General features: G+C 67.1%; 13 protein-coding genes and 1 pseudogene. 5 read left to right on the top strand and 9 right to left on the bottom strand.

From position 1 onward, the window contains the following. Positions 1-305: 305 nt before the first annotated feature. Positions 306-1832, top strand: coding sequence for a mannose-1-phosphate guanylyltransferase/mannose-6-phosphate isomerase (locus tag LXE91_RS29675; RefSeq protein WP_039345295.1), 1527 nt, complete (start codon positions 306-308; stop codon positions 1830-1832). A 121-nt stretch (positions 1833-1953) separates the two neighbouring features. On the opposite strand, the gene LXE91_RS29670 is transcribed toward LXE91_RS29675, so the two are convergent. The 8 genes and pseudogenes from LXE91_RS29670 to LXE91_RS29635 all read right to left on the bottom strand — a co-directional run bounded on the left by LXE91_RS29670 (position 1954) and on the right by LXE91_RS29635 (position 9120). After that, entirely contained in the window at positions 1954-2895 is a 942-nt protein-coding gene (locus LXE91_RS29670) for a transposase (protein ID WP_039345296.1), read from the bottom strand. Positions 2896-3629: 734 nt separating this feature from the next. After that, positions 3630-4211, bottom strand: coding sequence for a DUF3501 family protein (locus LXE91_RS29665; RefSeq protein ID WP_039345298.1), 582 nt, complete (start codon positions 4209-4211; stop codon positions 3630-3632). Between the two features lie 31 nt (positions 4212-4242). Next, positions 4243-5580: a heterodisulfide reductase-related iron-sulfur binding cluster gene (locus tag LXE91_RS29660; protein WP_039345300.1), complete on the bottom strand. Its 1338-nt coding sequence runs from the start codon at positions 5578-5580 to the stop codon at positions 4243-4245. Positions 5581-5703: 123 nt separating this feature from the next. Continuing rightward, entirely contained in the window at positions 5704-6126 is a 423-nt protein-coding gene (locus LXE91_RS29655; RefSeq protein WP_027791020.1) for a rubrerythrin family protein, read from the bottom strand. A gap of 372 nt (positions 6127-6498) precedes the next feature. Beyond that, positions 6499-7766 (bottom strand): annotated as a pseudogene (locus tag LXE91_RS29650) (RNA polymerase sigma factor). Next, positions 7763-8179 carry a VOC family protein gene (locus LXE91_RS29645; RefSeq protein ID WP_039345309.1) on the bottom strand — a complete coding sequence of 139 codons (417 nt, stop codon included), beginning with the start codon at positions 8177-8179 and terminating at the stop codon, positions 7763-7765. The pseudogene LXE91_RS29650 and the gene LXE91_RS29645 overlap by 4 nt, the downstream one beginning before the upstream one ends. Before the next feature lie 42 nt (positions 8180-8221). Further along, positions 8222-8641, bottom strand: a complete 420-nt coding sequence (locus LXE91_RS29640; protein ID WP_039345313.1) for a YciI family protein — start codon at positions 8639-8641, stop codon at positions 8222-8224. A gap of 125 nt (positions 8642-8766) precedes the next feature. Next, a complete protein-coding gene (locus tag LXE91_RS29635) occupies positions 8767-9120 on the bottom strand; it encodes a YciI family protein (RefSeq protein WP_039345316.1) in 354 nt (117 codons plus the stop codon). A gap of 203 nt (positions 9121-9323) precedes the next feature. On the opposite strand from LXE91_RS29635, the gene LXE91_RS29630 reads away from it, so the two are divergent. After that, complete coding sequence (locus LXE91_RS29630) at positions 9324-11189, top strand: ExeM/NucH family extracellular endonuclease (protein WP_039345319.1); 1866 nt, start codon at positions 9324-9326, stop codon at positions 11187-11189. Positions 11190-11222: 33 nt separating this feature from the next. On the opposite strand, the gene LXE91_RS29625 is transcribed toward LXE91_RS29630, so the two are convergent. Beyond that, on the bottom strand, positions 11223-11477 hold the full coding sequence (locus LXE91_RS29625) for a hypothetical protein (RefSeq protein WP_135370721.1): 255 nt from the start codon (positions 11475-11477) through the stop codon (positions 11223-11225). Here LXE91_RS29625 and LXE91_RS29620 point away from each other — a divergent pair. The 3 genes from LXE91_RS29620 to LXE91_RS29610 all read left to right on the top strand — a co-directional run bounded on the left by LXE91_RS29620 (position 11476) and on the right by LXE91_RS29610 (position 13800). Continuing rightward, positions 11476-11862 carry an ElaB/YgaM/YqjD family protein gene (locus LXE91_RS29620; protein ID WP_021157600.1) on the top strand — a complete coding sequence of 129 codons (387 nt, stop codon included), beginning with the start codon at positions 11476-11478 and terminating at the stop codon, positions 11860-11862. The genes LXE91_RS29625 and LXE91_RS29620 overlap by 2 nt on opposite strands. Before the next feature lie 64 nt (positions 11863-11926). Beyond that, positions 11927-12511, top strand: coding sequence for a BPSL1445 family SYLF domain-containing lipoprotein (locus tag LXE91_RS29615; RefSeq protein ID WP_039345326.1), 585 nt, complete (start codon positions 11927-11929; stop codon positions 12509-12511). Between the two features lie 236 nt (positions 12512-12747). Further along, on the top strand, positions 12748-13800 hold the full coding sequence (locus tag LXE91_RS29610; protein ID WP_039345329.1) for an AI-2E family transporter: 1053 nt from the start codon (positions 12748-12750) through the stop codon (positions 13798-13800). The last annotated feature ends 27 nt before the right edge of the window (positions 13801-13827 follow it).

Below are 13827 nucleotides of genomic sequence, written 5' to 3'. Positions count from 1 at the left end.
GTATTTCGAAAAATAATCGGAAATTATTGCCGCGATGTTTTTGAATTAATTCGGCATGTTTTCCCGAAATTCACAGGAATCGGGAATATTTCGGAAGCTTTACGATTTCCGCTAACCCTTTGCTGGTGGTCAAGACAGGCCGATTTACCGATTTATTTTTTATTTTTTTATTTGCATCGGATGCTGGCGCGGAAAATTCTTCCCGACGAATGCGTGGCGAATATCCGGCAATGGATCCGGTTTTATTGTCGATTTACTTCATGCTACAACGACAGGCACTGACTTCAACCGTGGAGAGTGTCCTCATGAATGCTCCGGCCGTGGCTGCCGAAACGCGCCATTCTTCTTCCACCGCGCCCGCCGTCGGCACGCGTGTCGCCGTGCAACCGGTGATTCTCGCCGGCGGGTCCGGCACGCGCCTGTGGCCGATGTCCCGCGAACGTTTTCCGAAACAGCTGATCGGCCTGCTCGGCGAACATTCGCTGCTGCAGTCGACCGCGCTGCGCCTCGACGGCCTCGCGGCCGACCATCCGCTGAACGACGACGTGCTGATCGTATGCGGCGAGGATCACCGCTTCACCACCGCCGAACAGCTGCGCCTGACCGGCAAATCGGCGTCGATCATGCTCGAGCCGATCGGCCGCGACACCGCGCCCGCGCTGACGCTCGCCGCGTTTCGACTGGTCGCCGGCGGCAACGACGCGGTGATGACCGTGATGCCGGCCGACCATGCGGTCGCCGACCTGCCGCGCTTCCACGCGGCCGTCGCGGCCGGCGTGCATTGCGCGATGCAAGGCAAGATCGCGACGATGGGCATCGTGCCGAAGCACGCGGAAACCGGCTTCGGCTACATCCGTGTCGGCGCGCCGCTCGGCGACGCCGCCACGGGCAAACTCGACGTGCGCCGCCTCGACCGCTTCGTCGAGAAACCGCATCTCGAACTCGCTCAGCAGTACGTCGCATCGGGCGAATACTGGTGGAACAGCGGCATCTTCATCGTTCGCGCGTCGGTCTGGCTGAAGGCGATCCGCGAGCTCGAACCGGCAATCTACGCGGCCTGCGAACAGGCCGTCGCCCAGGGCAAGGCCGATGGCGATTTCTTCCGCATCGATCGCGAAGCGTTCGCCGCGTCGCCGTCGAACTCGATCGACTACGCGGTGATGGAGCCGCTCGCGAGCCTGCCGCAACTGTGCGAGAGCGTCGTCGTGCCGCTCGACGCGGGCTGGTCGGACGTCGGCTCGTGGGACGCGATCTGGCAGATCTCGCCGAAGGACGAGGCCGAAAACGTCGGCCGCGGCCACGTGCTGTTCGAAGGCGCGGAATCGACGTTCGCGCATTCGGAAAGCCGGCTCGTCGCCTGCGTGGGCACGCAGAACCTCGTCGTCGTCGAAACGCCGGACGCCGTGCTCGTCGCGGACAAGTCGCGCGTGCAGGACGTGAAGAAAATCGTCGGGCGCATCAAGGCGCAACGCGGCGCGGAAGCAACCGATCACCGCAAGGTGCATCGCCCGTGGGGCCACTACGACTCGGTCGACATGGGCGAGCGCTTCCAGGTGAAACGCATCGTCGTGAAGCCCGGCGCGCAACTGTCGCTGCAGATGCACCACCATCGCGCCGAACACTGGATCGTCGTCTGCGGCACCGCGCGCATCACGCGCGGCGACGAAACGTTCCTGCTGTCCGAAAACGAATCGACGTACATCCCGCTCGGCGTGTCGCACCGCCTGGAGAACCCGGGCAAGATGCCGCTCGAGCTGATCGAAGTGCAGTCGGGCGCGTATCTCGGCGAGGACGACATCGTCCGCTTCGACGATACCTACGGCCGGCAGTAACGCACGTGCACGGGGGGCGCCGCTTCGACGGCGGCGCCCCGGCAACGCAGGCATGAAAGGACGGGACTTCCGCGCGGGCGTCGTGGCACACGACGGCCCGCGCGTCTCGGCGGGTCGGCGATCAGCCGACGCGATACACGTACTCGCGGCGCTCCGGTTGCACCGGATCGTTGCGGCTTTCGGACAGCGCACCCGCGTGGCGCTCGGCGATGAAGCGGTGGATGTCCGACTCGGTACGCGCAAGCGCGGACAAGCCGGCCAGCACCTCGCCTTGCGGCTCGCGCGCCGGTTCGTCGCTCGCGCCATGGCGATCGATCCACTGGCGCGCCCAGTCGAGCGCGAACTGCTCGGCTTCCTCGGCATCGGTGAAGCGCGGACCGATCAGGCCCGAGCGTTCGACGCGTCGGTCGTCCTGCGTAATCTCGGCCCACGCGCGATACATCAGGTTCTGCACGGGCTGCGCGATGCCGCAGATCGTATAGCCGCGATAGTTGTCGACTTGCGGTTCGGCCGCGGCGAAGCTCGCCGACGACGCATGCGCATGGCGCAGCTCCGTCGACGGCGCACCCGGCACCGCGAACGACGCGGCCGACGGATCGACGACTTCGTCGACCGGCCTCGCGCTCATCGACGCGCCCTCGCCCTCCCAAACGTTTGCCTGAGCGACCGGCAATTGCCACGACTCGGGGTTTTGCCAGAACACGCCGCGCAAGCGGTCGTTGTCGGGCGCCGGCTCGGCACGGCGTGCGGGCACGACCGGCTCCGGCGGCGGCGGGATATACGCGAACGTGCGCCCGCTGAACTGGGTCAGCACGTCGATCATCTGCAGCAGCGTGCCGGACGCGAGCCACTCCTCGTAGCGGCGGCGGCACGTCGGCCCGGACGGATAGCGACCGGGCAGCTTCGACCACGCTTCACCGGTCGTCAGGATCCAGAGCACCGCGTTGGCAACGACGCGCGGTTCGGCTCGCGGACGCCCGCGGCGGTTCAGCCGGATGGGTTCATCGGCGATCAGCGTTGAAAGACGAAACCACTCTTCATCGGTAAGCTCATCGAAGAACATAGTAGATCTCTCCACGCAGCCAGGCCGGGGCTGCGATTGGCGGCGCCGTCACGACACATCGCGTCGCGGGGCGGCCAGGTTGCACATTATGGTTATCCGGAGTTGTGCATGCGGGTGCGGCACCGCACTTTCACGGTGCCGACATTCCCGGCAATGACGCACAAATCACGGTCTCACTCCAATGTGGGAATTTTTGTGCACGAAGCATACCATCCCTAGGGTTTATCTCAATATGACAATGACTTAATGTTACGCACTGAAACAACCTGCCACGGGTGCGCAATGTATTTACGCTTGAATTTTTTTGCGCGATCTTTATGCCCGTTTCTGCAAAGGCCCGCCTGGCGGGGCTCCGCAGCGTATGAGGAATGCCTTTTCATTGGCATTTTCGGGGTGCCCCGCCCCCTGCCGGCAACAATCCCGCGCATTGCTGCCCGACATCGGTAAATCAGGGAAAAAAGCGTAACAAGATATTCACGAATCGGTAAATCATTCAAATTCGACCGATTTTAATTATCTCCGTGCACAATCTTTTTATTGTTTCTCTGCGAGTGATGAAAGCGCGGTGACGTGCGATGCAAATTTTTCGCCACGCGCAAACCGGTGACGTCTGTTACATCTTCGGGACGGCGGACGAGCGAACGCGCCGCATCGGAGGCGGGAGTGCCGTTTTCGGGTCGGAACGAAAGAGGAAAACCGGTGGGTGGGCGATGCCGGACGTTGCAGCGGACGCGTCAGCGCAGATCGACGGCCAGCGCTGCGGCCACGTCCGCGTCCACGCGCTGCGGCGGCATCGTGTACGCCGGGTGATCGCAGCCGATCGACAGCGCCGCCCCGCCCCTGAGCGCCGCGCGCATCGGCGCGTCGAGCTCGAAGCGCACGAAGTGCACGGCCGACGTCTTCTCGGCGGTGTCGCGGTCGAGATCCTCGTCTGCGATCGCGTAGACGCGCGCATGCCCGTCGACCTGCAGGTACACGCGATCCTCGACGCCGATCAGCCGGGCGAGCGCCGCGCGCCGTTCGATCTCGTGCTCGTACTCGATCTGCATCGTCGCCTTCAGGTTCGTGCCGTCGGGCACGAGCGGCAGATACGCGTCCAGTTCGCCTTCGATGCCGGCCTGGTCGAAGATCTTCTCGATGTGCAGCATCTCCTGGATCTGATAGCGGATCGTCGTTTCGTCCTCGAACAGGAGGCGCAGGTGGTTGCCCAGCGCCACCGCACGGCGGCGCTTGTACGCGACGAGCCGCGCGTGTTCGGCCTTGCGGATCTTCGCGTACGCTTCGAGCGTCAGCAGGGAGTCGCGGGTCAACGTCATGGGAGGTCCTCGTGGGTCGGCCGGCGGCGGCTCAGATGCCGTACGCGCGGCGCAGCAGCGTAAGCGGATGCGCGAGCGGCGCGGACGGCAGCCCCTTGTCCTCGATGCCCTGCACGATGTGATGACCGGCCAGCGCGCAGTCCGACGACACGACATCCGGCTGCGGCTCGGCCATCGCCTTGAACACGGGGCCGCCGATCCGCATCGCATCCGCGTGAAACCCCTTCTTCACACCGAACGTGCCCGCGTGGCCCGAACAGCGCTCGACGACATTCACGCGCGTGTCGGGCACGAGCGACAGCGCGTCGGCCGTCTTGCGGCCGATGTTCTGCACGCGCGCATGGCACGGCACGTGATACGACACGGTGCCGAGGCCCGTCTTGAAATCGGTCTTCAGCAGTCCGTCGCGATGCCGCGCGATCACGTATTCGAACGGATCCCAGAACGCGTCGGCCACCGCGCGCACCGCTTCGTCGCCGGGGAACATCAGCGGCAGCTCGCTCTTGTACATCAGCACGCAGCTCGGGATCGCGCCGATCAGCGCATAGCCTTCGCGCGCATAGCGTTCGAGCACGGGCAGGTTCACGTCCTTCTTCGCGGCCACGCCGGCGAGATTGCCCTGCTCGAGCAGCGGCATCCCGCAGCAGGCTTCGCGCGCGACGAGCTCGTACGGAATGTCGTTGTGCGCGAGGATCGCGAGCAGGTCGTGGCCGATGCCGGGCTCGTTGAAATTCACGTAGCACGTCGCGTAGATCGCGACCTTGCCGGGCGTGCGTTCGCCGTCGCGCACCGGCAAGCCGTCCGACGGCTTCGCCGTGCGCCGGAACTTGCGCGGCGCGAATTCCGGCAGCCAAGCATCGCGATCGACGCCGAGCGTCGCCTCGAGCGCATGGCGCGCAGGCGGCGTGCGGTTCACCGCGTTCACCGCCTGCGTGACGATCGGAATGCCGGCGAAGTGGCCGAGCGCGTCGGTGTTCGACAGCACCTTGTCGCGCAACGTCGCTTCGCCGCGCTTGTAGCGCGCGGCCTTGCCGCGCAGCATCAGGTGCGGGAAATCGACGTTCCATGCATGCGGCGGCACGTACGGGCATTTCGTCATGTAGCAGAGGTCGCACAGGTAGCACTGGTCGACGACCTTGCCGAACGCGGCCTTCGGCACCTCCTCGATATCGCCCATCGGCGTGTCGTCGACCAGATCGAACAGCGTCGGAAACGCGCCGCACAACGACACGCAGCGCCGGCACCCGGCGCAGATGTCGAACACGCGCGTCATTTCCGCATCGATCGCGGCCTGGTCGTAGAACGCATCGGACTGCCAGTCGAGCGGATGCCGGGTCGGGGCTTCGAGACTGCCTTCCTTGTGGGGCATGGGGCGCTCCATCCAGCGTGGCGCGCATGCGCGCCAGCGCCGCCCGCCCGATGCGGGCAGCGATGAACGAACAGCCGGCCGCTCGCCGGTCGCACGGCCTGCCGTGCGGCCCGCGGCGGCCCGTCAGTCGACGAGACTGTCCAGCGCCTTCGTGTAGCGGTTCGCGTGGCTGCGTTCGGCCTTCGCGAGCGTCTCGAACCAGTTCGCGATTTCGTCGAAACCTTCGTCGCGCGCCGTCTTCGCCATGCCCGGATACATGTCGGTGTACTCGTGCGTTTCGCCGGCGATCGCCGATTCGAGATTCTGCCGCGATGAACCGAACGGCAAGCCCGTTGCCGGATCGCCGACGGCCTCCAGGTATTCGAGGTGGCCGTGCGCATGGCCGGTTTCGCCTTCGGCGGTCGAGCGGAACAGCGCGGCGACGTCGTTCTGGCCTTCGACGTCGGCCTTCGAAGCGAAATACAGATAACGCCGGTTCGCCTGCGATTCGCCCGCGAATGCGGCCTTCAGGTTCTCTTCGGTTTTGCTGCCCTTGAGTTGAGCCATTTGCGCCTCCGTTCGAGTCGGCGCGGCCGCGTGCGAAGCCGGGCCGATCAGGTATGTGGGGAACGATGCGGGTGCCGGGCGCACGCATCGTGCTCTTCAATCTAGGCGCTCGCGTTCGCATCCCCCAATAGGCTTTTTCAATCCGGACGATAGTGCTTGGCGGGGGAGCGGCGAGCGGTGCGGGGACGCGGAGTGGCAAGCGCCGCAGGGCGGGGCTGGTGCACGGTGTGCCGGGTTCGCTCGTGGCATGTGGTCGTGGTATGTGGCTCGTGGCTCGTGGCTCGTGGCTCGTGGCTCGCGGGTCGCGGGTCGCGGGTCGCGGGTCGTGGCTCATGGCATGTGGCTCTCGGCGTGCGCCGCATGCCGCGCGCGTCAAGCGTCCGTCGCGCGCCTCAGCAGCAATTCGCGCTCGCGCTCGTTGCGCGTCAGTTCCGCCGCGCGGCGGAATTCGGCCTTCGCCTCGTCGGCACGGCCCAGCTTCGCCAGCAGGTCGCCGCGCACGCTCGGCAGCCAGTGATAGCGCGCGAGCGCGGGATCGTCGCGCAGCGCGTCGACGAGTTCGAGCGCCGCAGCAGGCCCGAACGCCATCCCGACGGCCACCGCGCGATTCAGCTCGACGACGGGCGACGGTGCGACTTCGGCGAGCGCGTCATACAGCGCGACGATCTGCGCCCAGTCCGTATCCGACGCTTGCCGCGCACGCGCATGGCAGGCGGCCAGCGCGGCCTGCAGCGCATACGGCCCGCGTACGCCGCCGAGCTTCGTCGCACGTTCGAGCGCCGCGATGCCGCGCCGGATCAGCAGCGGATCCCAGCGGCTGCGATCCTGGTCGAGTAGCAGCACGGGCCGGCCCTGCGCATCGGTGCGCGCATGCATGCGCGACGCCTGCAGCTCCATCAGCGCGACGAGCCCGAGCACCTCGCTCTCGTCCGGCGCCAGCCCGGCCAGCACCCGGCCGAGCCGCAACGCCTCGTCGCACAGCGCCGGGCGCGTCCAGTCGTCGCCCGAGGTCGCCGCATGGCCTTCGTTGAACACGAGATAGATCACTTCGAGCACCGACGCGAGCCGCGCGGGCCGCGCATCGGCCGCCGGCACCTCGAACGGCACGTGCGCCGCCGCGAGCGTGCGCTTGCGCGCACGATCCGCTGCGCGATCGTGGGCTCGGGCGTGAGGAAGGCGCGCGCGATCTCGCCCGTCGTCAGCCCGCCGAGCAGCCGCAGCGTGAGTGCCACGCGCGCATCGGTCGACAGCACCGGATGGCACGACGTGAAGATCAGCCGCAAAAGGTCGTCGCCGATGTCGTCGTCGCTCGCGTCGGCAAGCGCGTCCGCGATGTCGGGGACGACGTGCGCTTCGAGCGCGTCCATCTCGTGGCCGAGCTGGTCGCGCTTCGCCGCGTGAAGCGACTCCTGCCGGACACGATCGAGTGCGCGACGCTTCACGGCCGTCATCAGCCATGCGGCCGGGTTGTCGGGCACGCCGTCGACGGGCCAGTGCTCGAGCGCCGCGACGAGCGTGTCCTGCGCCAGTTCCTCGGCCACGCCGACGTCGCGCACCACGCGCGCGGCGCGCGCGATGATCTTGGGCGCCTCGATTCGCCAGACCGCTTCGATCGCACGGTGAGTCGCCTCACGCGTCACGACGCCTGCCCCTCGGTGGAAGCGCCCAGCGGCATGGCCATCAGCTCCCATGCATGGCCGTCCGGATCGTCGAACCCGTGGCCGTACATGTTCGGGTACTCGCGCGGCGCCTGCGGCGCGGACCCGCCGGCCGCCAGCGCCTTCGCGACGATCGCGTCGACCTCGGCCCGGCTGTCGCACGACAGGCACGACAGGACCTGCACCTGCGTTGCCGGATCGATGATGGTTTTGCCGGTGAACGTCTGGAAGAACGGCCGCACGAGCAGCATCGCGAAGATCGTGTCGCTGATCTTGATGCAGGCGGCCTGGTCGTTGGTATAGGCCGGTACGACCTCGAAGCCGAGCGCCTGGTAGAACGCCTTCGAGCGCGGCAGGTCGGCCACGGGCAGGTTGATGAAGACCATCTTGTGCATGTCGGGTGCTCCCGGTGAGGTTGGATTCAGGCGGGCAATCAGTCAGGCGCCGGTACGGCCGACGTGGAGTTCGCGGAACCGCTCGACCGCGTCGCTCGGCGTGAGGTCGTCGAGCTCGAACAGCGGCCGCACCTCGATCTCGCAATCCATCTCGGCACCGAACGGCGCGGGGAACCGGCGTGTCCATTCGAGCGCTTCATCGCGCGACCGCACCTGGATCAGCGTATAGCCGGCAATCAGTTCCTTCGTTTCGGCGAACGGGCCGTCGATCACGGTGCCCTTGCCGCCCGTGTAGTGCACGCGCCACCCACGCGCGCTTGGCCGCAGCCCGTTCGCGTCGAGCAGCACGCCGGCCCTGGCCAGTTCCTCGTGATAGACGGTCATGGCCTCGACCAGCCGGTTGTCCGGCAACGCGTCGGATTCGCTGACGGCGTTCGCCCGGATCATGATCATGAATCGCATCGTTCACTCCTTGTCGTCGGTGGAAGGCAGCGCCGATTCAACGGCGCCTTATCCGGACGACGGCCGGAAGACGGCCGGATCGACACATTCCGCGACATATCAGGGTAAATACCGAGTCGCAACCTTCACAGGAAGCACGGGCCGACCGCCCGCACCTCGACCGTGCACCATTGCGCCGCCGGGCACTGGCGCGCGATCTCGATCGCTTCCTCGCGCGTGTCGACGTCGACGATGAAGAAGCCGCCGACCATCTCCTTCGCCTCCGCGAACGGACCGTCGATCAGGCGCGTCTCGCCGTTGCGCACCTGCACGCGCGTGCCGCGCTCCGAGCGCTCCAGCGACTCGACGCCGCGCAGCACGCCGCGCGCCTTCAGCGTCTCGGCGAAATCGACCATCCGCGCATACAACGCCTGACCTTCGTCGAGCGTGCGTTCGGCGCGCTGGTCGGTCGGCTCGACAATCAACAGCATGTAAGACATGGATTTCTCCTGTGGGAACGGGGCGCGGCGGCGTTCGCTGCGCGATCGGGATGCGCCGGCCGATGCAAAAGCGTAGCAGCCGCCGTGCGGCTTGCCTCGTCGGCCGATCGGCTATGGCCGGACGGCCATTTCGGCCGCTTCCTGACATTTTGCCGTCAAGATGCCTTCCCGAACCGTCGGATTTTCTTCCTGTGGACCGCCCCATGTCACGCCTGCTTGTACCGCTTGCCGTTGCACCGTTCATCGCCCTCACCGCGCTCGCCGCTCCCCCTGCCCGGCCGGCCGTGGCCGCGCCGCCGGTCAGCGCCGGCTGCGGCGGCGCAACCATGCCGATTGCCGACCTTCGCGGCGCCGGGGGCCCGTCGCCGCTGGCTGGGCAAACGACGTCGATCGAAGCGGTCGTCACGGCTGCGTTCGGCGGCGCCCACGGCCTCGGCGGCTTCTTCGTCCAGCAGGCCGACGCGCAGCGCCGGCACCGGCCGGGCGTCCCCGAAGGCATGTTCGTGTACGCGCCCAATGCCAGCGCGAAAGCCGGCGATCTCGTGCATCTCACGGGCCGCGTCGACGAGCGCTACGGCCGGACGCAATTCACGTTGTCGGGCGGCGTGACCGTCTGCGCCCGCGGGCAAAAGGTCACGCCTGCAACGCTCACGCTGCCCGTCGCCACCGACGCGGTGCTGGCCGCGCTTGAAGGCATGCGGGTGCGCCTGCCGCAAACCCTGACGGTCACCGACACCCACGAACTCGGCCGCTACGGCAGCATCGTCCTCAGCCACGGCCGGCTGCGCATCCCGACCCACGTCGCCCCGCCGGCCGAGGCCGCCGCGATCGCGACCGCCAACGCACGCAACCGCATCGTGCTCGACGACGGCTCGAGCCGCCGCGATCCCTCAATCGTGCGCTATCCGCCGCCGTCGCTGAGCGCCGCCAACACGCTGCGCGCGGGCTACACGGTACGCGGCGTCGAAGGCGTGCTCGAACTGCGCTACGGCGCATGGCGGCTGCAACCGGTTGCCGGCGCGGCGCCGGTGTTCGATGCCGCCCCGAACCCGCGTACCGAGGCGCCGGCCCGGCACCCGGATGCCGACGTGCGCATCGTGTCGTTCAACGTATTCAACTATTTCAACGGCGACGGGAGCGGCGGCGGATTCGATGCCCCGGCCAGCCGCGGCGCGAAAACGCCCGCCGCGTTCGCGCGGCAGGAGGCGAAAATCGTCGCGGCGTTGCGCGCGCTGCGTGCCGACGTGATCGGGCTGATGGAGATCGCGAACAACGGCCACGGCAACGCGAGCGCCGTCCAGCGTCTCGCCGCGCAACTCGGCGACGGCTGGCGCGCGGTCGAACCCGGCACCGCGCGCCTCGGCCGCGATGCGATCGCAGTCGCGCTGCTGTACGACAGCCGCACGGTCGAGCCGGCCGGGCGGGCCGCGACCGTCGCCCTCGGCGGCCGGCACCGCCCGCCGCTCGCGCAGACGTTCCGGCGCATCGGCGGCACGCGCACCGTCACGGTCGCGGTCAATCACCTGAAATCGAAGAACTGCCCGAACGCGACCGGCGCCGATCGTGACCAGTCGGACGGCCAGGGCTGCTGGAATGCGGCGCGCACGCGAGCCGCCGCGCGCGTCGCCGACTGGCTCGCCACATCGCCGACCGGCACCATGGCCGATGGCGTGCTGCTGATCGGCGACCTGAACAGCTACGCGAAGGAAGACCCGGTGCGCGCGCTCGAGTCGCGCGGCTACGAGAACCTGGTGACGCGCTTCGTCGGCGATGCTGCGTACAGCTACGTATTTCGCGGCGAAGCGGGCAGCCTCGACCACACGCTGGCCACGCCGGCGCTCGCCGCGCGCGTGAGGGCCGTACACGTCTGGCACATCAACGCCGACGAGCCTGCCGCCCTCCAACCCGTGCCTGATTACAAAACGTCCGCACATCGGTCGATTTATTACGCACCCGACGCGTACCGGTCATCGGATCACGATCCCGTCGTGATCGACGTCGCGCTTGGCGATGGCGGCACGTCAGCAGCCCCGGGCACGAACCGTGCTACTCCAGCAGGCGTCGATTAGTGCATTTGCATCAGCACAAGGCTTGCAACGGCACTATTTACCTGATGGCCCTGGCGACGCGATATTTACCGGACCTTCACCGTGTACCGCAGCCCGATACACCGCTTCGCCCGAAATACGAATTTTTTTCAATCGCCGCGCCGCCCCGTGTGGCGGGGCTGTGCGGCAATCCTGCCGACGAATTGAAAATTTGTCTCGAAACAAAATCGGGCCAAGTGAATCACACAGGTTGCTGGGATTCGTCTTATCTTCAAATTTGCCTTGTAATCGAAGGAGGATAAACACCATGGCGCTCACCGACTCGATCGAACACAAGCTGGACCGCGGCCTCTCCGACATTCGTCGCACGGGCCGGCGCGTGGGGCGCACGACGCGCTCGGCCGCCCGCGACCTGCATGCCGACGTCACCGACGATCTGCGCGGGCTGGTCGACGAACTGGAAGATCTGCTGAAAAACGATGGCGACGGCGATATCGCCGCGCTGCGCAAGCGCGTGCAATCCAGGCTCGATGAAGCGCGCGGCGCGCTCGACCATGCGTCGGGCAGCGCGGCCGCCCGGCTGCGCGATTCGGCCGAACGCGTGTCGCAGGTCGTGCAGGACAACCCGTGGCAAACCGCCGGCGTCGTCGCCGGCCTCGCGTTCGTTGCGGGCCTGCTCCTTGCCCGCCGTTGAGCGGAGCCGGCCGCCACGCGCCCGCCCCGTCCGTCCTCAATCAGACAAACGAAGGAGTAACGCCATGCAAAAGACCTTTGCCATGAAAGCCGCCGCCGCCGTCCTGCTCGGCAGCCTCGCGCTCGCCGGCTGCACGACCACCCCGGACAAACCGGACGGCGCCGCGGCCAGCGCGTCGAAGCGCCAGTCGATCGACGCCAGCGTCAACGCGACGCTGTCGCGCCTCTATTCGACGGTGCCGGGTTCGCGTGAGCTCGTCGCGAAATCGCGCGGCGTGCTCGTGTTCCCGAACGTGCTGCAAGCCGGCTTCATCGTCGGCGGCCAGTCCGGCAACGGCGCGCTGCGCGTAGGCGGCAGCACGGTCGGCTACTACAACACGTCGTCGCTGTCGGTCGGCCTGCAGGCCGGCGCACAGTCGAAGGCGATCGTGTTCCTGTTCATGACGCAGGATGCGCTCGACTCGTTCCGCAAGTCCGAAGGCTGGGCCGCGGGCGCAGACGCCTCGGTCGCGGTCGTGAAGGTCGGCGCGAACGGCGCGGTAGACTCCAACACCGCCACCGCCCCGGTCGAGGTGCTGATCCTGACCAACGCGGGCCTGATGGGCGACCTGTCGGTGAACGGCACCAAGGTCACGAAGCTCAACATCTGACGATGCGGCACGCGGCGTCGCGCCGCGTTTGCTTCCCGGCAGCGCCGCGGCCCCGGCCGCGGCGTTTTCGCATGGGCCGCGCGCAGCGGCTATGATGGCGGCGCCTTTGCGGGCATACTCCGCTTCGGGCCGCCCTGCGTCGCATTTCGCCGCGAACCCGTGACGATCGGGAACCGATCGGGCGCGGGGCAACGAGATTCAATCAAACCACGCATCAATCTGCGCGAACGTCATCCATGGAAAGCGGACACGACCACCAAAAATTCTTCTATTTCCTGCTGGCCGCGGTCACCGTCGGACTCTGCTGGATCCTCGCGCCGTTTTCCGGAGCCGTGTTCTGGGGCACCATTCTCGCGATCCTGTTCCAGCCCGTGCAGCGCTGGCTCGCCGCACGCTTCGGCAAGCGGCGCAACCTGGCCGCGCTCGTGACGCTGTCGCTGATCGTCCTGATCGTGATCCTGCCGCTCGTGTTCGTCGCCGCGACGCTCGTGCAGGAAATCGCGTACGTGTACCAGGAGCTCAAGGACGCCCAGCCGAACTATTCGCAGTATTTCCACGACATCATTCACGCGCTGCCGACGTCGATCCAGAACCTGCTGCAGAAGTACGGGCTGACCAACATCCCGGGCATCCAGAAGAAGCTGACCGACGGCGCCGCGCAAATCAGCCAGTTCGCGGCCACCCAGGCGCTCAGCATCGGCCAGAACACGTTCCAGTTCGTCGTGAGCTTCGGCGTGATGCTGTACATGGTGTTCTTCCTGCTGCGAGACGGCGGCGAGATCGGCCGCCGCGTGCGCCGCGCGCTGCCGCTCGACGAGGAGCACAAGAACCTGCTGCTCGCGAAGTTCACGACCGTCGTGCGCGCAACGGTGAAGGGCAACATCGCGGTCGCGCTCGTGCAGGGCGCGCTCGGCGGCCTGATCTTCTGGATCCTCGGGATCGAGGGCGTGGTGCTGTGGGGCGCGCTGATGGCGTTCCTGTCGCTGCTGCCCGCGATCGGCGCGAGCCTCGTATGGGTGCCGGCCGCGCTCTACTTCCTGATGATCGGCGCGGTCTGGAAGTGCGTGATCCTCGTCGCGTTCTGCGTGGGCGTGATCGGCCTCGTCGACAACCTGCTGCGCCCGATTCTCGTCGGCAAGGACACGAAGATGCCCGACTGGGTCGTGCTGATTTCGACGCTCGGCGGGATGGCGCTGTTCGGCATCAACGGCTTCGTGATCGGGCCGCTCGTCGCCGCGCTGTTCATGGCGAGCTGGGACATCTACGCGCGCGCCGAACAGGGCGAATGACGCATCGCGTGGCCGCATGCCACGCAC

The organism is Burkholderia contaminans (assembly GCF_029633825.1).
Taxonomy (GTDB): domain Bacteria; phylum Pseudomonadota; class Gammaproteobacteria; order Burkholderiales; family Burkholderiaceae; genus Burkholderia; species Burkholderia contaminans.
Note: the sequence above shows the minus strand (reverse complement) of the source record. Positions and strands in the feature narration are given on the sequence as shown.